17 protein-coding genes are annotated in these 19,851 nt (G+C 40.7%); 11 read left to right on the top strand and 6 right to left on the bottom strand.

Translation table 11 applies throughout. From position 1 onward, the window contains the following. Positions 1-173: 173 nt before the first annotated feature. A complete protein-coding gene (locus A7968_RS02145; RefSeq protein ID WP_064664924.1) occupies positions 174-533 on the bottom strand; it encodes a hypothetical protein in 360 nt (119 codons plus the stop codon). Between the two features lie 437 nt (positions 534-970). Then, positions 971-1,579: a TetR/AcrR family transcriptional regulator gene (locus A7968_RS02140; protein ID WP_084447972.1), complete on the bottom strand. Its 609-nt coding sequence runs from the start codon at positions 1,577-1,579 to the stop codon at positions 971-973. A 94-nt stretch (positions 1,580-1,673) separates the two neighbouring features. On the opposite strand from A7968_RS02140, the gene A7968_RS02135 reads away from it, so the two are divergent. After that, on the top strand, positions 1,674-2,555 hold the full coding sequence (locus A7968_RS02135) for an SDR family oxidoreductase (protein WP_064664923.1): 882 nt from the start codon (positions 1,674-1,676) through the stop codon (positions 2,553-2,555). Positions 2,556-2,853: 298 nt separating this feature from the next. Here the strand turns inward: A7968_RS02135 and A7968_RS02130 are convergent, their stop codons facing one another. Then, the gene (locus A7968_RS02130; RefSeq protein WP_064664922.1) at positions 2,854-3,399 is read right to left on the bottom strand and encodes a GbsR/MarR family transcriptional regulator; all 546 of its coding nucleotides are present in this window, start codon (positions 3,397-3,399) and stop codon (positions 2,854-2,856) included. A gap of 231 nt (positions 3,400-3,630) precedes the next feature. On the opposite strand from A7968_RS02130, the gene adhP reads away from it, so the two are divergent. Continuing rightward, a complete protein-coding gene (adhP, locus tag A7968_RS02125) occupies positions 3,631-4,641 on the top strand; it encodes an alcohol dehydrogenase AdhP (protein WP_064664921.1) in 1,011 nt (336 codons plus the stop codon). A gap of 45 nt (positions 4,642-4,686) precedes the next feature. Here adhP and A7968_RS02120 read toward each other — a convergent pair whose 3' ends face one another. Together A7968_RS02120 and A7968_RS02115 are read right to left on the bottom strand one after the other, a co-directional pair. Next, on the bottom strand, positions 4,687-7,098 hold the full coding sequence (locus A7968_RS02120) for a TonB-dependent receptor (protein WP_064664920.1): 2,412 nt from the start codon (positions 7,096-7,098) through the stop codon (positions 4,687-4,689). A 187-nt stretch (positions 7,099-7,285) separates the two neighbouring features. After that, on the bottom strand, positions 7,286-8,554 hold the full coding sequence (locus A7968_RS02115; RefSeq protein WP_064664919.1) for a Xaa-Pro dipeptidase: 1,269 nt from the start codon (positions 8,552-8,554) through the stop codon (positions 7,286-7,288). A gap of 146 nt (positions 8,555-8,700) precedes the next feature. Here A7968_RS02115 and A7968_RS02110 point away from each other — a divergent pair, with 146 nt between their 5' ends. The 3 genes from A7968_RS02110 (at position 8,701) to A7968_RS02100 (ending at position 11,615) form a co-directional block, all read left to right on the top strand. Next, entirely contained in the window at positions 8,701-10,518 is a 1,818-nt protein-coding gene (locus A7968_RS02110; RefSeq protein WP_064664918.1) for a DUF885 domain-containing protein, read from the top strand. A gap of 90 nt (positions 10,519-10,608) precedes the next feature. Then, positions 10,609-11,106, top strand: coding sequence for a YcgN family cysteine cluster protein (locus tag A7968_RS02105; RefSeq protein WP_064664917.1), 498 nt, complete (start codon positions 10,609-10,611; stop codon positions 11,104-11,106). Next, entirely contained in the window at positions 11,106-11,615 is a 510-nt protein-coding gene (locus A7968_RS02100) for an RNA methyltransferase (RefSeq protein WP_064664916.1), read from the top strand. The genes A7968_RS02105 and A7968_RS02100 overlap by 1 nt, the downstream gene beginning before the upstream one ends. A gap of 17 nt (positions 11,616-11,632) precedes the next feature. Here the strand turns inward: A7968_RS02100 and A7968_RS02095 are convergent, their stop codons facing one another. Then, the gene (locus A7968_RS02095) at positions 11,633-12,388 is read right to left on the bottom strand and encodes a hypothetical protein (RefSeq protein WP_064664915.1); all 756 of its coding nucleotides are present in this window, start codon (positions 12,386-12,388) and stop codon (positions 11,633-11,635) included. 252 nt (positions 12,389-12,640) lie between these two features. On the opposite strand from A7968_RS02095, the gene A7968_RS02090 reads away from it, so the two are divergent. The 6 genes from A7968_RS02090 to A7968_RS02065 all read left to right on the top strand — a co-directional run bounded on the left by A7968_RS02090 (position 12,641) and on the right by A7968_RS02065 (position 19,829). After that, positions 12,641-13,912, top strand: a complete 1,272-nt coding sequence (locus tag A7968_RS02090; protein ID WP_064664914.1) for a sugar MFS transporter — start codon at positions 12,641-12,643, stop codon at positions 13,910-13,912. A gap of 430 nt (positions 13,913-14,342) precedes the next feature. Continuing rightward, positions 14,343-16,232, top strand: coding sequence for a methyl-accepting chemotaxis protein (locus A7968_RS02085; protein ID WP_064664913.1), 1,890 nt, complete (start codon positions 14,343-14,345; stop codon positions 16,230-16,232). 100 nt (positions 16,233-16,332) lie between these two features. After that, positions 16,333-16,953 (top strand): DsbA family protein, encoded by a 621-nt coding sequence (locus A7968_RS02080; RefSeq protein ID WP_064664912.1) that lies wholly within the window; start codon positions 16,333-16,335, stop codon positions 16,951-16,953. Positions 16,954-17,168: 215 nt separating this feature from the next. After that, the gene (locus A7968_RS02075; protein WP_064664911.1) at positions 17,169-17,921 is read left to right on the top strand and encodes a DUF3450 domain-containing protein; all 753 of its coding nucleotides are present in this window, start codon (positions 17,169-17,171) and stop codon (positions 17,919-17,921) included. A 9-nt stretch (positions 17,922-17,930) separates the two neighbouring features. Beyond that, positions 17,931-19,298: a MotA/TolQ/ExbB proton channel family protein gene (locus A7968_RS02070; protein WP_064664910.1), complete on the top strand. Its 1,368-nt coding sequence runs from the start codon at positions 17,931-17,933 to the stop codon at positions 19,296-19,298. Between the two features lie 3 nt (positions 19,299-19,301). Next, on the top strand, positions 19,302-19,829 hold the full coding sequence (locus A7968_RS02065) for a MotA/TolQ/ExbB proton channel family protein (protein WP_064664909.1): 528 nt from the start codon (positions 19,302-19,304) through the stop codon (positions 19,827-19,829). Positions 19,830-19,851 lie beyond the last annotated feature (22 nt).

Genomic DNA, 19,851 nt, shown 5'->3' with positions numbered 1-19,851 from the left:
GAGGTTGTAGAATAACTCCAACAACCAAATTAATTTAAAAAACGAGCTACTGTAATTAGCTCTAAGCGTTTTTAAAGCATTAGGTAATGCATTTGGAACCCATAAAACAGGCCGTTTTCTTAAAAAAGAGTAATTCTACAGCCTCAATGCCCGTTTGAAGTTCTTGTTAGCTGTTACCGAATATTTTCAGCATCATAGCGACAAATTTGGCATTTAAAATCTTCTTCTAAATAACTTTGATAAAGAGATTCATCGTCAACGATACCTCCATTTACACAACTAGTATCCCAATTGCCTTCATCATCTTCTATCATTCCAATAGGACCTTCACACTGAACACCTTCAAGTAAAGGTTTAATAACTTTTTCATAATGAAATGTTTGTTTGCCTTTTAAATTACTTAAGTCACCTGCATTCGCTTTAAGCAATTTAACTATCCCAACACTGGCATTTGAATCAACACCAACACCCTTTGCCATTTCTTCAATATAATTTTCGTTATCTAGCAAAAATTCTAAAACTTCCAAGTTCATTTTTAATACTCCATAGTTTGATTGTGACAGCAACAATTTTATTGTGCGCGAAGGGCGGATATTTCTGCTCAGACCACACTCATATGTATACTTTACACAGTTTTAACAAGTTAACTAAGATATTACTATCATTAAGTTTCCTAAAATCTTTAAGCAAAGCTAAATGGAACAATATACGCGCGTCGCTCATATCCTTGAATATGTGAGCAAACAACGTTTGACTACTTAATTAGCTATTATCGATAGCCGGGTATTGCTCACAGTCGAACTTCGTTAGAGCACTATGAGTTCAACCGAGCTTTGCTATGAATATCAAATTCGACACTAACCAAAATAAATACACATACTGATGCGAATTATTGTGCTGATTTGAGTCATAAAGTTTTCTTTTCAACCTTTGTTGAAAAAATGTCTTAAAACTGAACTAGCTGGCGTAGTCATTCCAGCACAGAAAAAGCGACTAATAATATCTTTTTTACCGTTTCAGGGGCCACACCTCGAGCTAGTTGTGTCGATGCATTGCTTAGCTGCGCGTCAATATAAGTAGCAACAAATTCCGATGACATGTCCACAGAAAACTCTCCCTTAGTCTTTGAACGCTCTACCCATTTCTTGAAAAAAACTAATCCCTGCTTTTCAAGAAAATCTATTTGCGCTTGTGTTTCTTTTCCCAAATGTACTCGTGATTCGCGCATTTTTATAAAAAGACAGCCATTGGGAGATTCATCATGACAATTAACTGAAGTGGCAAACGATATAAGGTTATCAAGAGCCTCTCTAAATGGAACGTCACTATTTAGCATCTGCTGCACAGGCTCTAACACTTGCTCCTGATACCTAATCAGGACAGCTTTCATCAAGCCATCTTCATTAGAAAATTCACGGTAAAGACCTGGTTTAGATACACCCGATCTTCTGCAAATTTCATTAAGGGATAAATTACCTATATTGTCTTTCCAGTAAGAATCCATTGCCACATCTAAAACATGATCGCGATCTAAGGTCTTTGGACGCCCTCTAACGGGTTTAACTGTATTTGAAATCATTTTGTACCACTCGGTATTTTAATTTGACAGGCTGTTCTTTACGGTTTATTGTACCGGCTGGTATTTAATTAGGCAAAGCAAATAGGAAAGAATAATGAACGAAACACAAAAAAGCATCGTTATCACAGGTAGCAGCAGTGGATTTGGTCAAAAGTCAGTAAAAGATTTTGCTGATAAAGGCTATCTAGTGTTCGCTACTATGCGCGGCCCTGAAGGCAAAAACGCTGCAGTTAAAGCCGAATTAGAAGCGTATAGCGATTCTATTCAGGTTGTTGATATGGATGTTACTAACGACGATTCTGTCAAAACCGCCATTGCGAGTGTGCTAGATAAAGCGGGAAAAATTGATGTGTTACTAAACAATGCTGGCGTAATGTATCTTGGCATTACAGAAGCATTTAGCATTGATCAAGCTCGCGAGCAGATGGAAACCAACTACTATGGCGCTATGCGTACTATTCTGGCAGTTTTGCCTGCGATGCGTGAAGCTAAGTCTGGCCTGATCATCAACACCTCATCAATGGTTGGCCAAATTTCAGCGCCGTATTTCTCTACTTACGCAGCGACAAAACATGCTTTAGAAGGCTACCTCCAAGGTTTACGCTACGAAGTAGCACCATTCGGCATCGATGTCGCCATCGTACAACCAGGGCCATTCCCTACAGGTCTAAGTGCATCAGGACAACAACCATCACGCACAGACATACTGGACAGCTACGGTGAATTGGCAAACATTCCTACTGCTATGTTCGAGGAATTCGGTAAATTTATGCAGAGCGATCAAGCGCCTAATCCACAAATGGTGGTAGATGCCTATTTAGCGCTAGCAGACATGCCTAAAGGTAAACGCCCAACACGCACAGCAGTTGGTTTAGTTTGGGGTGTAGATGAAATAAACGCAGCTAAACAACCTATCCAAGATCGTGTTTTGACAGAAATGCAACTAGACAAGGTGTTAGGTGGTGCTGACGTATAATTTTAGTCATTAGGGGGCAAGTTGTTTTGCCCCTTTGCTTATCAAGTTACAATAAAATGAATTATTTATCTGCGAGCTTACAGGAACAACTTATCTTTTTATTCACCACAGAGCACACAGAGGCGCTTCGCGCTGCACAGAGTAAAAATTTTTGGACTTTTATTTACTTCTTGCTGAACTCTGTGGTTAAAATTTTTAGAACCTAGAACCTAGAACCTAGAACCTAGAACCTAGAACCTAGAACCTAGAACCTAGAACCTAGAACCTAGAACCTAGAACCTAGAACCTAGAACCTAATTTACGGTTTCTTCAATATCTTATCTTTAAAATCGAGTACTTTACCAATACCAGAGCCGAGCTTCATTAAGCTTTGCAGTTGTTCAGGGCTTAAGCGTTGTAGTTCTGAAGACCATTTAGTGACAGTTTCGAGTAGATCATGAATTTCATGCATTTGTTGTTGGGCAAACTTTTCATCGTCGTTGGTTGCAGGCTCAAGCAAATTATCTCTGAGTAAACTGAGAGTAGGGTCGATTTCACGCTTTTTACGTTCCTCGAATACGCGGTTTGCCATATCCCAAATAGTACCGGCTGGCGCATAATATTCTTTTCTGTCACCAGGAATATGATGCACTTTTATCAAACGCCACGATTGCAGTTCTTTGATCCCCATGCTGACATTACCACGAGAGATGCTTAAGGCATCGGCTATTTCATTTGCTGTCATAGGCTCTTTAGTGATGATCAATAGCCCACACATTTGCCCTATAGTACGGTTGAAGCCCCAACGGCTACCCATCTCACCACAGTGCATTACAAAAGCAAAATTCTTATCTGATAATGTCATTGCTGCTCAAGTTTCAATAAATAATGAAAGCTATGCTAGCACGCTGGAACGCGATAGCAAGATTTTAGAGTAGGATTAACCATTAAGATCTACCGAGGCATAAAATTTTACTACCAAAGTTTGATGTAGATTAATATTTGCTCAGTTATATTAGAGTAAGTTGTATCTTAAACAACAGTGAATACCCCCGATTCTTAATGATAAGACTCCCTCACCAACGAAGGAATGAATATGAAAGCTGCAATTAATACTCAATACAAAGGCCGTTTAGAAATTACAGATTTACCCATCCCAACTGTAGGGGCGAATGATGTGCTGGTAAAAATTGCCGCATGTGGTGTGTGCCACACGGATTTACATGCCTGTCATGGTGATTGGCCAGTAAAGCCTAAAATGCCCTTAGTGCCGGGCCATGAGGGCGTAGGAGTAATCGAACAACTGGGTAGCCATATCACTCATTTACAAGTTGGAGATCGTGTTGGTATCCCGTGGCTATATAGTGCGTGTGGTCATTGTGAATTTTGTTTAGATGGCAAAGAAACCTTATGTCTTTCACAGCATAATACCGGTTATTCAGTTGATGGTGGTTATGCAGAGTATTGCTTAGCGCATGGTGATTATGTGGTTAAAATTCCTGATGGTTTAGGTTTTGCAGAGGCCGCGCCGTTATTTTGTGCTGGTGTTACAACTTATAAGGCTTTAAAAGTATCAGGCGCTAAACCGGGGCAGTGGGTTGCCATTGTTGGCGTAGGTGGTCTTGGTCACTTAGCAGTGCAATATGCAAAAGCCATGGGCTTAAATGTTATTGCGGTTGATACCGGCAAAGAGAAACTAGCTCTAGCAACAGAGTTAGGTGCTGATATCACACTGGACTTTAAAGAATGCGTGCCTAGTGAAGCTATTTTTGAGCAAGTAGGTGGCGCCCATGCCGTGGTGTGTACTGCGGTGTCTAAAGCGGGATTTGAGCAAGCATATAAAAGTGTTCGCCGTGGTGGCAAGTGTGTATTAGTGGGTTTACCCCCAGAGGATATGCCGTTGCCTATTTTTGATACTGTGCTAAATGGCGTGTCAGTCGTGGGTTCTATTGTTGGCACTCGTAAAGACTTACAAGAATGCTTAGAGTTTGCAGCCCAAGGTAAGGTTAAAGCAATAATTGAAGAAAAGCACTTAGAGGATATTAATAACATTTTTGACGATATGCTCAAAGGTGAGATCAATGGCCGTATAGTCGTCACTATGTAAACGTAAAAAAGCGCACAAGCATTTTGTGCGCTTTATTTCATTACTTTAAAGCTTATAACTTAAGGTTAATTTTGCATTGCGTTCTTCGCCTGGCATACCACCCAAAAACATGGCTTTTGAATAATACACTTTATTAAACAGGTTGTTTAAGTTGAGCTGTATACCCCATTTATCGGTGTTGTAACTCAGTGCTGCATCATAAATGGTATAGCTTGGTACATAACCATCAGGAATGCCGAATGATGATGAGTTTGTACTGCGATCATCCACGTATTTAACACCGGCACTTATTTTTAGTGGCTGGGCTAGTTCAAACCACTGAGCACTGTATGTTAACCATGTGCTTGCTGTTACATAAGGCACACCTTTTTGACGTGCAGCAAATGTGCTCACATTTGGATTTTTCTGCTCACGTGCATCTTGATAAACACCATTGATATTGACCTTCCACTGCTCATTTAAATAGGCATTTAAATCAAGCTCAACACCCTTCGTTTTTTCTTCACCATCAAAAAAGCGTTCAGGGATTGCTGGATCGGGTTTCGTGTCATCAAACGCTGGGTTGGCATATTCTAAGTTAGTTCTTGCGGTATCAAATACCACTAACGAGGCGAGTAGTTGATCGTCAAAGCCTTTCATTCTAATCCCTAAGTCAGTACTAAGTGACTCAGCGTCATCACGGTCGGCCTCATTGCCTGCAACAGAGCCTAAAACGCTATACGCGGTGCGGCCTTTTGAATGATTAATGAAAATAGAAACATCATCGCTTGGTTTGTAGGTCGCACCTAAGTTATAGGTTAAGCCGTTATCTGAGGTACTTGCTTCTGGCGTTGCTGCAGCAGCACTGGCGCGGTAACGGGCATCAACACCTAAATGTTCATATTTTTGAGTAATTTCGTTATAAGCAACACCAATACGAGTTGTGAAGGTGTCATTGATATAAGCAACATGTTGCAGCCCTAAGCCCCATGCCTGCACTTTCTTATTGTAGTTACTGGTTTTTAGCGGATCGTAATCAGTGAACTGTCCATCACCCCAATTAGGGTTACGGATATCTAAAATATAAGGTAAAGAGCCTTGATAAGTTACATCGCCATTTTTATCTTTGAGAATATAGTCTTTATCCCAAATAGAGTATTGCGTAAAACGGATATCACGGTCTTCGTAGTTTGCATTGACTAAGAATTCGTTTTCTATGTCACCTAGGCTAAAGTCATAACGTAGATCTGCAAAGTATTGCCATGACTTTTCATCGGCCTCTACTTGGCGATATTCTTGGCGCCGTGCTGCAAATGGATAAAGTACATCATCAACCACCAAAGGTGCACGAGGATCTGCATTGATCACACCATTGCGTTGCCAATAAACATAGTTATATGCACCGGTTTGACGGGCAAAACTTGACTCATAATTACGGTATTGCAGTTGTTGATTTAAAAATAAATCATCGGTTAAGTAATAATTATGAGTGAGTTTAAAGCGTAGCTCTTCACCTTCATTATCTTTTGCCATCGGTGAGATAATACCGCGATGACCAAATTTATACGGGGTTAAGCCATCAGACGCTGCAAGTGAATTAGCCAGTTGTTCACGTTGCTCTGCAGATAATTGCAGCCCCGCTGAGGTCGGATCATTGATTAAATCAGCCCCCGTTACTTGATCTGCTGTTTTGCCACCTACAGATTCTGCATTATAAATACGGATAGGGTGGCCAATGGAATCAACTGCAATTGCATCTTTGATATAAGCGGCTGAGATCATAATATTTTGGCGATCACTAACTACATATTTTAATGCGCCGTAGATTTCATCACGGTCATCTTTTAAATCACGGTAACCGTCACTGCGTGCGGTTTTTGCATTCACTCTGTATGCAAGGTTATCTGTGATCGCGTCAGTACTATCAAACGATAGCGAGTAAGTGTTCCATTGGCCGACTTCAGCTTGAACTGTGTGCTTAGCTTCAAACTCAGGTTTCTTTTCAATTAGGTTTATAACACCACCGGCGCTGCCCATGCCATATAAACCGGTTGCAGGCCCTTTAAGTACTTCTACGGCTTCCACATTGGTTAGTGAGCGAGTTGGGTTAAAGGTGTTGCCTAAACCTGCACCACCGTACATACCATCATAAGTATAATTTGCACCAAGGCCACGGATCACTAAGTTATCACCAATACCATAGTTATTTCCGGCTTGCGTTACGCCACTAATGTTACGGGCTAAATCTTGTAAGTTATCTACACCTTGTGAATTTATCAGTTCTTGGTCAACCACCACGATTGGTGCCGGTGTTTCCATTAACGACATATCAGACTTAGTGGCTAAACCTGAATTTAGTACAACATGGTTTTGTTTTTGGTAAACCGAGATATGTTCCATGTCAGCTTGCTCTGCAGCTAAAGAGCTGTAAGACGTTAAGCAGGCGAGGGTAAGTAGTGAAAGTTTATGGGTTGTCATAAAATGTTATCATTGAATTGTTTTTCGCAATGATAATGTGTTGTATTTGTATTTCAAGTGTTAATTACCTAGAACGGGCAAATTATTTCAATTTATGCAAGCTTGTTACCTTTTGTTTTCTGTTGGTTTACATTGGCGTGTTGTCACTACTTAAAATGAGTGAGGGGGCTAAGCCCCCTGCGAATAATTATTTATACTTTGTTCCTGCTTTCATTACGAATTCAACATTCTCTAAAAGAGAAATATCTTGTAATGGGTTGCCTTTGACGGCAATGATATCTGCGGCAAAACCTGTTTTAATTTGCCCTAGTTGGTTTTCAACTTTTAGCAGCTTAGCGCCATTGATCGTTGCTGCTTGAATTGCCTGTAGTGGCGTCATGCCAAATTCAACCATCCGAGCAAACTGTTTTGCATTATCACCATGGGGGTAAATGGCGGCATCGGTACCAAACACCATATTTACGCCCGCTTTTACTGCGCGGCTAAAGCTATCACGTTGCTTTTTAGAAACTTGGCGCTCTTTTGCGAGGTTTTCTTCAGCAACGCCATTTTGCTCGCCATAGGTTAAGGTATATTCCGTGTTATAAATATCCATTGAAAACCAAGTGCCTTTTTCTTTGGCAAGCTTGATTGCTTCATCATCAACAAAACTAACATGCTCAACACTGTCTACACCTGCGACAATCGCTGCTTTAATCCCACTGGTGCCGTGTGCATGAGCCGCAACGGTTAAGCCGCGCATATGGGCTTCATCAACAATCGCATTCATTTCATCTTGACTGTATTGTTGAATACCTACTTTTGTGCCTTTTGAAAAAACGCCACCTGTGGCACAAAATTTAATGACACTGGCACCGTATTTGATGTTCTCACGCACTTTTTCGCGCACCGCCCATGGGCCATTGGCAACACCTTCAGCGGTATATTTCATTTCAGGGGGGAGGCGGTTATTATCGCAATGGCCACCTGTTACACCAAGCGATGGACCTGCTGCCCAAATACGCGGGCCAATAATATCACCAGCATTAATACCATCGCGTACTGCAATAACACTGTAACCTTCAGCACCCACGTTACGTAATGTGGTAAATCCAGCCATTAACGTTTTTTCGGCAAAATAGGCCGCTTTGATTGCTTTGCGTGGCACGGATTGACCAATGCGCTCGCTGCGCGGTACGGTCGGATCGCTGGTTAAATGCACATGCATATCCATTAAGCCCGGCACAAGCGTAAGCTCGGGTAGTTCAATATGCTGATCACCAGTTTGCAGCTGCGGTGCTTTACCTTTCGTTATTTTAGTAATAATACCGTCATCGATTTGAATCAGTGGAGCATTAATTATCTTGCCATTATTCACATCAAGCATGGCTTTGGCACTAATGTATGTGGTTGCATGGGCGTTAAAAGCACTGACAAATGCTAAGCTGATAGCAGTAGCTAATGATAATTTATTCATTGTTTTTCTATTTGTTGATTATTTAATATGGCAATGTAGCAAGCTGTTTTTCGGCTGTAAACAAAACGCGCTGACTATCGCATTTTCTTTATTTAGCGGCAGGAACATCGCATAATCGTTGCCAATACTTACACTCAGGGAAAATTATGAATAAATTTAAGGTAACCTTGCTTGTTGCTGGTGTACTCAGCGCATTAGCTGGATGTTTTAATACAACTAATAACAATGAACTTAGGCAATCAGCAGCAACTACGCAAGCGACACAAAGCGCAAACCAACAACTAAATACATTGGTAGAGCAGTATTTTGTTGAGTCACTACAATTTTCCCCGTTGTTCGCCACGTATATTGGTTATAGTCAATATAACAATCAATTTATAGCACCGATCAGTGAACAAAACAGAGCCACACAACAGGCTTTTTATAAAGATTATCAACAACGTTTAGCTAGTATAAATAAGCAGCAATTAACGGGACAAGCGTTATTGAGTTACGAAATACTCGAACGGGATTTAGCGCTGACGATTGAAGGCTTTCAATTTCCAAGTTATTTACTCCCTATCAATCAGATGGCGGGAGCGCACAATACGTTTGCTGGCTTTGGCTCAGCACAAAGCGCGCAACCATTTGAAACTTTTCAAGACTATGAAAACTTCATCAGTCGTGCCCAAGGTTTTGTAACTTGGTTATCATCAGTGCAAGAGGCAATGCGTCAAGGTATAGAGCAGGGGATTGTATTACCAAAACCACTTGCAGAAAAATTATTACCACAGTTTCAAGCGCACATAGTTACCAGTGCAGAACAATCACTTTTTTATAGCCCGATAAAGCAGCTGCCTGCTAATTTTAGTGCTGAACAAAAACAACAACTCACTAAGCAGTACAGTGCGCTTATCATGGAACAACTAGTGCCTGCATATGCAAATATGAGTGAGTTTTTAGCCACGACTTATATTCCTAATAGTCGTGAAACAGTCGGCTACAGTGCTTTACCTAATGGTAAGGCATGGTATGAATACCAAATAAAGCAAAACACCACCTTGAGTTTATCTGCAGATGAAATTCATGAAATTGGTCTAAAGGAAGTATCGCGTATCCTTAATGAGATGAAAACAGTAAAGGAAACGGTAGGCTTTAAAGGTGATTTAAGCGAATTTTTCACTCATTTACGTGATTCTGATGAGTTTTATTTTGATACGCCAGAGCAATTAATTGCGGCCTATGAAGCCGTAAAGTTAAAGATTGACGCACGTGTGCCTAAATTGTTTAACATAGTGCCAAAAGCTGATTATATTGTGAAGGCGGTGGAAGATTTTCGAGCTGAATCAGCCGCTGGAGCGTCGTATCAATCACCTGCGCCAGATGGCTCTCGACCTGGTATTTTTTATATCAATACCTTCAATTTAAAAGCGCAGCCAAAATTTTTACTCGAAACACTCTCTATTCATGAAGCAGCGCCTGGGCATCATTTTCAAATTGCCTTGCAGCAAGAAGTCGAATCATTACCTGAGTTTCGTAAATTTGGTGGTTACACTGTATTTGCCGAAGGCTGGGCTTTGTATGCCGAAAGTTTAGGTAAAGAGTTGGGCTTATTTACCGATCCGTATATGTGGTATGGCCGTTTATCTGATGAGCAATTACGCGCTATGCGTTTGGTACTTGATACCGGTTTTCATGCCAAAGGTTGGACTCGTCAGCAAGGGATTGACTATATGCTTGCTAATTCCTCAATGGCTTTGAGTGATGTTACCGCAGAAGTTGAACGTTACATAGCGTGGCCTGGACAAGCACTGTCATACAAGTTAGGGCAATTTAAGATTCAAGAACTGCGCGATTACTGCAAACAAGTGTTGGGCGATAAATTCGATATTAAAGAGTTTCATACACAAATATTGATTGATGGCGCACTGCCAATGCCAATTCTAGAAGCAAAGATCAAACGTTGGGTTGAAAAACAGCAATAAGCAGTTAAAACGGCGTGTAATGCTATTGGGCTTTGCGCGCCGTTGTTGATTACGTTAAAATGCGCGCTCAATGGGGCGCTGAGTTTAACTATGTTAGAAAACCAATTTTGGCTTAAAAAATCACTCGAGCAAATGTCACAAAATGAATGGGAAGCCATTTGTGATGGCTGCGGTAAATGTTGTTTAAATACATTAATTGACAGTGAATACGATGATGAATTTACTGTAACAGAGCAACTGCGCGAAGGTGAAGAGCTGCTTTTTACCAGTATTGCTTGTCAGTATTTAGACGAACAAAGCTGTGGCTGTAGTGATTATGAAAATCGTCAAACCCTGGTGCCAAGTTGTGTCAAATTAACCAAAGAGAACTTAGCAAGTATTTTCTTTATGCCGCCAAGTTGTAGTTATCGACGCTTACATGAAGGGCGTGGGCTTGCCTCATGGCATCCGCTACTTAATAATGGTAGTAAAGAAAAAATGCATCAGCTTGATATTTCAGTGCAAGGTAAAACGGTAAAAGATTGTGATGTCGATTTTGATGACTTTGACTTATATGTTGCGCAATGGCCGATGAAGGATTGCGATTAATGACAGCAAAAATTGGTTTGATCAATCCGAAAAGCCCAAGCAATGTTGGAGCCGTACTGCGTGCCGCTGGATGTTATGGCGCTGAGCAAGTGTTCTTCACCGGTACGCGGTATTTAAACGCGCAAAAATTTCATACTGATACTAAAAATGTAGTACAACGTATTCCTTTAACGAGTGTGACCGACCTAGCATTAGCTAAGCCTGAAGGTGCGACCGTAGTGGTGATTGAATTAATTGAAGGGGCTACGCCATTACCTGAGTTTGTTCATCCTGAAAATGCATTTTATATTTTTGGCCCAGAAGATGGCTCGATCAGTAAAGATGTCCTGAACTGGTGTGATGAAGTTGTATATATTCCAACTATTGGCTGTATGAATTTAGCTGCAACGTGTAATGTGGTGCTCTATGACCGCCTTGCAAAACTTGGCGGTGTCGAAAGTTCTGATAAAACTATCATTCAAAGCCGTGATACAAATAATAAAATGAAATGGCAAAAAGTGTCACGATGACACTTTTTTACTGACCGTTAAAATTGATAACTGGCACTGATGATCGGCCCATGGGTGATTGTTTTGTAGCTAAAGTAACTGCTATCTCCTTCATCCCCAGTGTCATAGTCCACGTAAGTACCTTTGTATAACAGGGATACATCCCATTCATCGCTTATATGGTAACTAACACCTACCTTTAAACTACCGGTTAGTTTAGCAGCAAGCCCAAAACCACCCACATCCCCGGATGAGCTGAATAGCCAGTTATTATTGATGGGTTTATCAATTTTAAAACCAAGAATAATATCAACCCAGTCTTCATCTCTATCAACTAACGAGGTTTGCGGAAAATTATTTGGGTCAAGGTTAAATTGATACGTGTTGTCCCAGTGACGAAGGCCTACGTAATTTATCCACTGCCCAACACTTGGACTTGATTGTTTATGAGCGAGAGCCACTTCAAGCACACCTTGCCTAACCCGCGCATTGAATACACCGAGTTTGGCTTGTTGGTGCGACTTACTTAAATCCATATACGCCCAGTCAGCCATGACTCCCCAATTAGATTGGTGAAACGCTTCAAATCGTAGCATAAAGGCGCTATCGAGATTATTTAAAATGGTGTCAAAATCTACTGCCAAGGGTGCGTCTACTGTACCAATACTTGAATCGCCATCAATACTCGTCAACATCAAATAAGGTTCAATTTTATACTGCCACTGATCTGCATAACTATAACTGCTAAACACACATACTATTGCAAACAGCGGGGCAAGTAATTTTTGCTTCATACGAGTTCCTATCTCAAAACACAATTGGCGAATTAAATTATAGCAACCATTTTGCAGCTTGCAGAAAAGAGAACTAATTAATCTAAATTCATTGTCGTGAAAGCAAACTAATAGTGAATTATCACGGGTGTAAATACTTATTCAGCGCTTTAGTATGTAATTATATTCGTGGAACGATCCAAGTAATAATATGTGATCTTCTTTTTAGACTGTGTAAAATCAATTGCAACTTGTTAATGGAGTGAAAATCACGTGAGTGAAATAAATATAAATAAAAGCTTTGTCACCGAACAGTCGCAGCAAAATAAAAATTACCTGTTACCTTTAACTGCAATGACGACCCTGTTTTTCCTATGGGGATTTATTACCGTTTTAAATGATGTGCTGATCCCACGCTTAAAAGGGGTATTTGAGTTAAGTTATACAGAGGCGATGCTAGTACAGTTTTGCTTCTTTGGGGCTTACTTTATAGTGTCACTTCCTGCTGGCATATTAGTGAATAAATTTGGTTATAAAAATGGGGTACTGAGCGGTCTTATCGTTGCTTCTATCGGTTGTATGTTGTTTTACCCTGCGGTTGTTGTGCATGAATATTGGTTGTTTTTAACTGCTTTATTTGTACTTGCTGGTGGTATTACCGTTTTACAAGTCTCTGCTAATCCCTATGTTGCCGCCCTTGGTCCTGAAAAAACAGCGTCCTCACGTTTAAATCTAGCTCAAGCGCTTAATTCATTAGGCACAACAGTTGGTCCATACGTTGGGGGGATTTTATTTTTTGGCGCAGCGGGCTCGCTTACAGCCACCGCAGCCACAGCTGATTCCGTGAAGGTTCCGTATTTAATTTTAGCCGCTGCGTTATTAACCATTGCAGTGGTTTTCGCCTTTTTAAAATTACCGGAAATTAAATCACATAAAGAAGAACTTGATTGTAAAGCAAAAGGGCACTCATTAACCCAAGCACCACATTTAGTGATGGGGGTTGTGGGAATTTTTTGTTATGTAGGTGGCGAAGTGGCCATAGGTAGTTTTTTAGTTAACTTTTTTGGAGAAGCCCATATCGCCGGTTTAGAAGAGCATGCAGCCGCTGCTTTAATTGCTTATTATTGGGGCGGCGCAATGGTAGGGCGGTTTATCGGTTCAGCCTTGTTGCAAAAAATAGCCCCTTCAAAAGCCATTGCATTTAACGCGATTGCGGTCATTGTTTTACTGCTAGTGACTATTTTCACCCAAGGTAATATTGCATTGTATGCGGTGCTATCTATTGGTTTATTTAATTCAATATTATTCCCTACGATCTTCTCAGTGGCAATCCAAGGATTAGGATCATTGACGAGTAAAGGCTCTGGTTGGTTGTGTTTAGCTATAGTGGGTGGAGCATTAATACCGTTAGTTCAAGGCGTGGTTGCGGATGTTGTAAATATTCAAATCAGCTTTATCGTGCCAGCATTGTGTTATATTTTTATCGCGTGGTATGGGCTGAATGTTGTCAAGCTTACTAATAAGTGGCAACAAATAGTAAATTAATTGACTGTCAGTTCTATTGCAAAACGCATTTACGATACTGTTAATGCGTTTTGCTGTTTCACTTCCCGCCAACAATTCCCCAGAGTTTAAAGTTATTTCCTGATTTTTCATAAATACAGTAATTTAGCTATTTGCTTCTGAATACGTATTCAATAGCGCGATATTATAAACCTGATGGAACGATCCAGTTTGTCACAGTTTTGTGCGATAAGGTTTTAAATTGATTTTTGTTTTTGATGATCATAAAGACACATTTTGCAGATTAACCTGCACTGATCAGTCGCGTGTATATTATTCAGTTTTGCAGGATTTATCATGCTTTTGTCGTGTTTTTGTCCGTAATATAGCGACTATTACCGAATAAATAAGACAAAGAGCCTTATTTTTGCTAAAAGTAACTTGCTAACAATAATAAAAAAATAGGTATGTCATGCAAAGCTCGCTTAAATTTACCACTAAGGTAACTATTGCTGCGTCAGTTGTACTTGTGTTGGTGCTCGGGTTATTTACAGTCAATAACTTTATTTCAATGCGCACACAAACACAGCAGCAACTGTCTTTGGTATTACAAGAAAGTTCGCAATCAGTTTCTCAAAATATTGCTAATTGGCTCAACAATAAACTCGCCATAGTGAAGTCGGTGGCGAAAACCCATCAACAAAATGATACTAAGGTTTTAACGCTCAGCCAGCTAAACACGGCAGAAATGGCGGGCGAGTTTAAAAATACCTACATAGGCAAGCCTGATGGAACATTTGTACTTAATGACCAAACTGTGGTGCTACCTGCTGATTACGATGCAACAACCCGGCCTTGGTATAAATTAGTTGAAAACAAAACCACCACAGCTTTTACCACCCCTTACATTGATGTAACCACCAATGAATTAACCATCTCTGCGGTCGCGCCGATTTTAAATAACGGTAGCTTTAGTGGTGTTGCGGGGGCTGATATTGATATGGAAACAATCACTAAAATAGTCAATGAGATTGATTTTTTAGGGTTTGGTTATGGATTTTTACTCGACAGTAATGACCGTATCTTAAGTCACCCTAATACAGATTTTAATGATAAGAACATGGCGAGTTTGTTTGGTAAAAGTTTGCCATTAAATCCTGAGTTCGTTGAGCTTGAATTTAACAACGATGACCATTTAGTCTCATTCACGCGTATTAAAGGTATTGAGAATGTTGATTGGTACTTAGGTGTAGTGATCAACAAGGATATTGCGTTTTCATCGGTTGCTTCATTTCGAAACATGGCAGCAATTTACATGCTGCTGGGGATTGTTGCGACTATTTTCATGATGCAATATTCACTACGTTACTTAATGCGTCCTATGCATCGTTTAAACGACGCAATTAAAGACATTGCGCAAGGTGAAGGGGACTTAACTCGTCGTTTAGACATTGAAAATGATGACGAATTTGGTGAGCTATCACGCTATTTTAATGCGTTTATAGATAAAATTCACACCTCTATCGACCAGGTTAAAACCACTACTGTGGAACTAGAGCGTTCAGTGGAAAGTTTAGTTGAGCAAACTCAATCAACATTAAGTATGTACAGCGATCAAACTAAACGTACAGACAGCGTTGCTACCGCCATAAATCAATTGTCATCCAGTGCAGTGGAAATTTCCAGCAGCGCGAGCCATGCATCTGCGCTTGCAACCGATGCAAACACGCAGTCGGAGCAAAGCCAAGGCTCGTTAAACGATAATATCAATGCCATCGGTGTGCTGTCTAAAAATATGCGCCAAGCACAGGATATTATTAGTCATGTAGCTGAGCACTCGGCAAGTATTGGTCAGGTACTTGAGGTGATCAAAGGAGTGAGTGAACAAACTAATTTACTTGCACTAAATGCGGCAATTGAAGCTGCACGTGCGGGAGAAGCTGGGCGCGGGTTTGCCGTCGTTGCAGATGAAGTAAGGCAACTGGCTCATCGTACTCAACAATCAACACAAGAGATTGAAAACACAGTCAGTCAATTACAACAGGGCTCTGCCAGTGCTGTTAAGGTGATGAAAGACAGTTTAGTAGAAAGCGACAATAGCGTAAAACAAGCACATGTCGCTGGCGATAAAATGGCGGCAGTAACAACGGCAATTAAAGCCATTGATGACGTAAATCATGGTGTTGCCAATGCAACGACAGAGCAGAATGAGGTTATTCAATCATTAGATAACGATATTCATACAATTAGTGAGTTATCACAACAAGGTCAGCTAAACTTAAACAATACCTTGGCAGAATGTACGCGCTTAAAACAGCAATTTGATGAGCTTGAGAAAATGGTATTACGCTTTAAAGTATAAATGATAACTATGGCCATGATTTTGGCCATCAAATACTTATATTACGCCTAATGAAAGGGCTAGTATACGCTGTTTTGAGTAATGACTAATAGGTGAATAAATGAATAATAACACTCAGCTTATCTATGTTTATGATCCGATGTGTAGCTGGTGTTGGGGCTTTAAAGCATGTTGGCAAAAAATTCAAGCGGCGTTTGCTGATGAGCTTGAGATCATTTATAAAGTTGGTGGGCTTGCCGCTGATTCAGATCAGCTAATGCCGGAAGATATGCAACTCTTTTTACAGCAAACTTGGCGGCGTATTGCCGCTGAAACAGGGGCTGATTTTAATTTTGATTTTTGGACTCATTGCCAGCCTCGTCGCAGCACATACCCTGCTTGTAGGGCGGTGATCGCCGCGCGACAATATAATAAAGAACAAGCAATGTTTGAAGCCATTCAAAAGGGCTATTACTTGCAGGCACAAAATCCTTCCGATATAAGTACGCTGGTACGTTTTGCGCAGCAACTGGATATAGACAGCAGCGCATTTTTAAGCTTGTTGCAAAGTGCACAACTTGAACAGTTATTTCAACAAGAGCTGATGTATGTGCAACAGCTCCCGGTGCAAGGCTTTCCCTCATTAGTGTTGCTACATAACCAGCAGTATTATGCTATTGCTGTTAATTATACTGATGCGGATCAGGTTATAGCTCGCATTCGTAGTGTACTTGCCTTGTAAAAATCCCCCTGATCACCTTATCAGATAGTACTTTCAGCTCTGCCAACTTACCTAGCTAACACTGCCTTATGCTTTGCAATTGGTGTTATTTATTGCCTTTGTCATAAAACAGACTTTTTAGCGCAACACCTTTGTCATTTTTCATCTATAGAATCTCGTTCATTGATATTAAGCAACTAGCAAATCCGCTAATTTAACGAGTAAAGGTGTATGCGATGAAAGGCGTTAAACCATTGATATTAGCTAGTATTGTAGCCATGAGTGCGACTGTACAAGCAAATGATCTAAATAAGGTTATCGATAAAAGCAGTGAAATTAATCAATCAGCTGCGCAATCACAAACAAAAATAGACAAGATTGCAGATTCAATGCAAGGGCGTTTACAGCAGTTTAAAACTCTCAATAAAGAAATTGATGGTTTAACTGTATATAACGCGCAACTGAGCAAACAGCTTAGTAATCAAATAAGTGAAATGGAAGCTATTAACCAATCAATGGATCAGGTTTCTATTATTGAACGTCAAATTACACCTTTAATGCTACGCATGATCACAGGCCTTGAACAATTCGTTGCGCTTGATGTGCCATTTTTAACTGACGAGCGTGAAAAGCGTATCGCCTCTTTAAAAGACATGATGAATCGTGCTGACATTAATTCCAGTGAAAAATTCCGCCGTGTATTAGAAGCCTATCAAGTTGAAGTTGATTATGGCCGCACTATCGAAGCGTATACCGCGTTATTAGACGTTGATGGTAAAGAGCGTGAAGTAGACTTTTTACGCATTGGTCGTTTAGAGCTAATTTACCTTACTCGTGATGGTAAAAAAGCAGGCACATGGGATGCAACTAGCAAACAGTTTGTTGCCCTTGATGACTCAACAATCAGCCAAATTAGTAAAGGTTTACGTATTGCACGTAAGCAACTTGCCCCAGATATGTTAACACTGCCAGTACACGCTGCGGAATAAGAGGTTAAAATGAAACTTTTCACAAAAATGACCAAAATCGCTTTATTAAGCGCCACACTGGGCTTTGTTGGTAATAGCGTTGCCGCAGATGCAATGGATTTAGACTCACTATTAAAAACCCTTGAGCAAGGCAAATCAGCGCAATCTGCACAAAACAAACAACGTGAGCAAGAATTTGCTGCGCGTCAAAATGAGCAAGTACAGACTTTAAAAGACACGCAAGCTAAACGTAATCAAATGCTGGGTGAATCTGAACGTCTTGAGACTCAATTTGAAGAAAACGAGATCAAACTGGCTAACCTGACTGATACATTATCTAAGCGCATGGGCTCATTAAAAGAGTTGTTTGGTGTGCTGCAACAAGTAGCAGGCGACTCTAGTAATAAATTTGCTACCTCAGTGGTATCTGCACAGTTACCTGGGCGCGGCGCATTTATGGATGATTTGGCGCAAAAAATGGGTTCAACATCACAACTTGCGTCAATTGAAGACATCGAGAAAGTGTGGTTTGAATTACAACGTGAAATGACTGAGCAAGGCAAAGTATCACGCTTTACTACCGATGTTATTGTTGAAGGCGGTAACAAAGCTAAGCAGGAAGTAGTTCGCGTTGGTGCGTTTAACCTAATTTCACAAGGTAAATACCTTGAGTACAACACCACGACAAACACAATCAGTGAACTGACTCGTCAGCCGGTTGGCCGTTACACGTCAACAGCCAGTGATTTACAACAGGCAAGTTCAGGTACGGTGCAATTTGCACTTGACCCAACGGGTGGTTCAATTCTTGGTTTATTAGTTCAAGCTCCTGATACAACAGAGCAAGTTCATCAAGGTGGTGCAGTTGGTTACGTGATTTTAGGTGTTGGCTTACTGGCATTACTTATCGCAATTGAGCGCTTTATTTCACTGATGTTGATGGGTGGCAAAATCCGTCGTCAGCTTAAAGACGCAGTACCGCGTGATGACAACCCATTGGGTCGTGTGATGAAAGTTAAAGATCAATACCCTGATGTCGCTTATGACACCCTTGAACTTAAGTTAAGCGAAGCAATCTTGCGTGAAATGCCAAAAATTACTCGTAACTTAACGCTTATCAAAATTATCTCGGTAGTCGCGCCGCTGCTAGGTCTACTGGGTACAGTGACCGGTATGATCAATACCTTCCAAGCAATTACCCTGTTTGGTACTGGTGACCCTAAATTGATGGCTGGTGGTATTTCGCAAGCACTTGTAACAACGGTTCTAGGTCTGGTTGTGGCTATTCCTACCGTGTTCTTATACACCTTACTTAATACACGCTCAAAGAACTTACTGCTTATTTTACAAGAGCAAAGCGCGGGTATTATCGCTGAGCGAAGCGAAAAGGGAGCGTAACCCATGGTGCTATTGATTGACTCAATCAATGCTATCCGTGATTTTCTCGACACTGGTGGCCAAGTTTTATTGGTCATCGGAGTGTTAATCTTCGCGATGTGGTTATTGATACTCGAGCGATTTATTTATTTCTTTAATGGTTTTCGTCGTTACAAACATGCTGTGAAAAGTAGTTGGACTTCTCGAGCTGAGCGTAATAGCTGGAATGCCGAGCAAATTCGCCAAGCGACGATTTCTCGCGCTGGGATGAAGCTAAATAGCAATTTAGCGTTGATCAATGTGATGGTTGCTTTATGTCCTTTGCTTGGTCTACTCGGTACGGTAACAGGGATGATAGAAGTATTTGATGTGATGGCAATTACTGGAACGGGCAGTGCACGTTCAATGGCATCAGGTGTATCTAAAGCGACGATTCCAACTATGGCCGGTATGGTCGGTGCGTTATCAGGCGTATTTGCTTCAACTTACTTACAGCGTAAAGCGAAGCGTGAAGTTGCACTACTTGAAGATAGCATGGTTTTAGACCATTAAAACAACAATTTTAGTATGTGGC

Origin of the sequence: Pseudoalteromonas prydzensis (assembly GCF_001661495.1) — a bacterium.
In the GTDB taxonomy this organism is placed as follows: Bacteria; Pseudomonadota; Gammaproteobacteria; order Enterobacterales; family Alteromonadaceae; genus Pseudoalteromonas; species Pseudoalteromonas prydzensis.
This window is presented reverse-complemented; position numbering and strand designations above follow the sequence as displayed.

Bases quoted from the DNA above. Each gene is read 5' to 3' on its own strand.
- A7968_RS02100 (WP_064664916.1), top strand. From the start codon at position 11,106: ATGACAGCAAAAATTGGTTTGATCAATCCGAAAAGCCCAAGCAATGTT.
- adhP (WP_064664921.1), top strand. From the start codon at position 3,631: ATGAAAGCTGCAATTAATACTCAATACAAAGGCCGTTTAGAAATTACA.
- A7968_RS02065 (WP_064664909.1), top strand. From the start codon at position 19,302: ATGGTGCTATTGATTGACTCAATCAATGCTATCCGTGATTTTCTCGAC.
- A7968_RS02070 (WP_064664910.1), top strand. From the start codon at position 17,931: ATGAAACTTTTCACAAAAATGACCAAAATCGCTTTATTAAGCGCCACA.
- A7968_RS02075 (WP_064664911.1), top strand. From the start codon at position 17,169: ATGAAAGGCGTTAAACCATTGATATTAGCTAGTATTGTAGCCATGAGT.
- A7968_RS02105 (WP_064664917.1), top strand. From the start codon at position 10,609: ATGTTAGAAAACCAATTTTGGCTTAAAAAATCACTCGAGCAAATGTCA.
- A7968_RS02085 (WP_064664913.1), top strand. From the start codon at position 14,343: ATGCAAAGCTCGCTTAAATTTACCACTAAGGTAACTATTGCTGCGTCA.
- A7968_RS02145 (WP_064664924.1), bottom strand. From the start codon at position 533: ATGAACTTGGAAGTTTTAGAATTTTTGCTAGATAACGAAAATTATATT.
- A7968_RS02140 (WP_084447972.1), bottom strand. From the start codon at position 1,579: ATGATTTCAAATACAGTTAAACCCGTTAGAGGGCGTCCAAAGACCTTA.
- A7968_RS02110 (WP_064664918.1), top strand. From the start codon at position 8,701: ATGAATAAATTTAAGGTAACCTTGCTTGTTGCTGGTGTACTCAGCGCA.
- A7968_RS02135 (WP_064664923.1), top strand. From the start codon at position 1,674: ATGAACGAAACACAAAAAAGCATCGTTATCACAGGTAGCAGCAGTGGA.
- A7968_RS02115 (WP_064664919.1), bottom strand. From the start codon at position 8,554: ATGAATAAATTATCATTAGCTACTGCTATCAGCTTAGCATTTGTCAGT.
- A7968_RS02080 (WP_064664912.1), top strand. From the start codon at position 16,333: ATGAATAATAACACTCAGCTTATCTATGTTTATGATCCGATGTGTAGC.
- A7968_RS02130 (WP_064664922.1), bottom strand. From the start codon at position 3,399: ATGACATTATCAGATAAGAATTTTGCTTTTGTAATGCACTGTGGTGAG.
- A7968_RS02120 (WP_064664920.1), bottom strand. From the start codon at position 7,098: ATGACAACCCATAAACTTTCACTACTTACCCTCGCCTGCTTAACGTCT.
- A7968_RS02095 (WP_064664915.1), bottom strand. From the start codon at position 12,388: ATGAAGCAAAAATTACTTGCCCCGCTGTTTGCAATAGTATGTGTGTTT.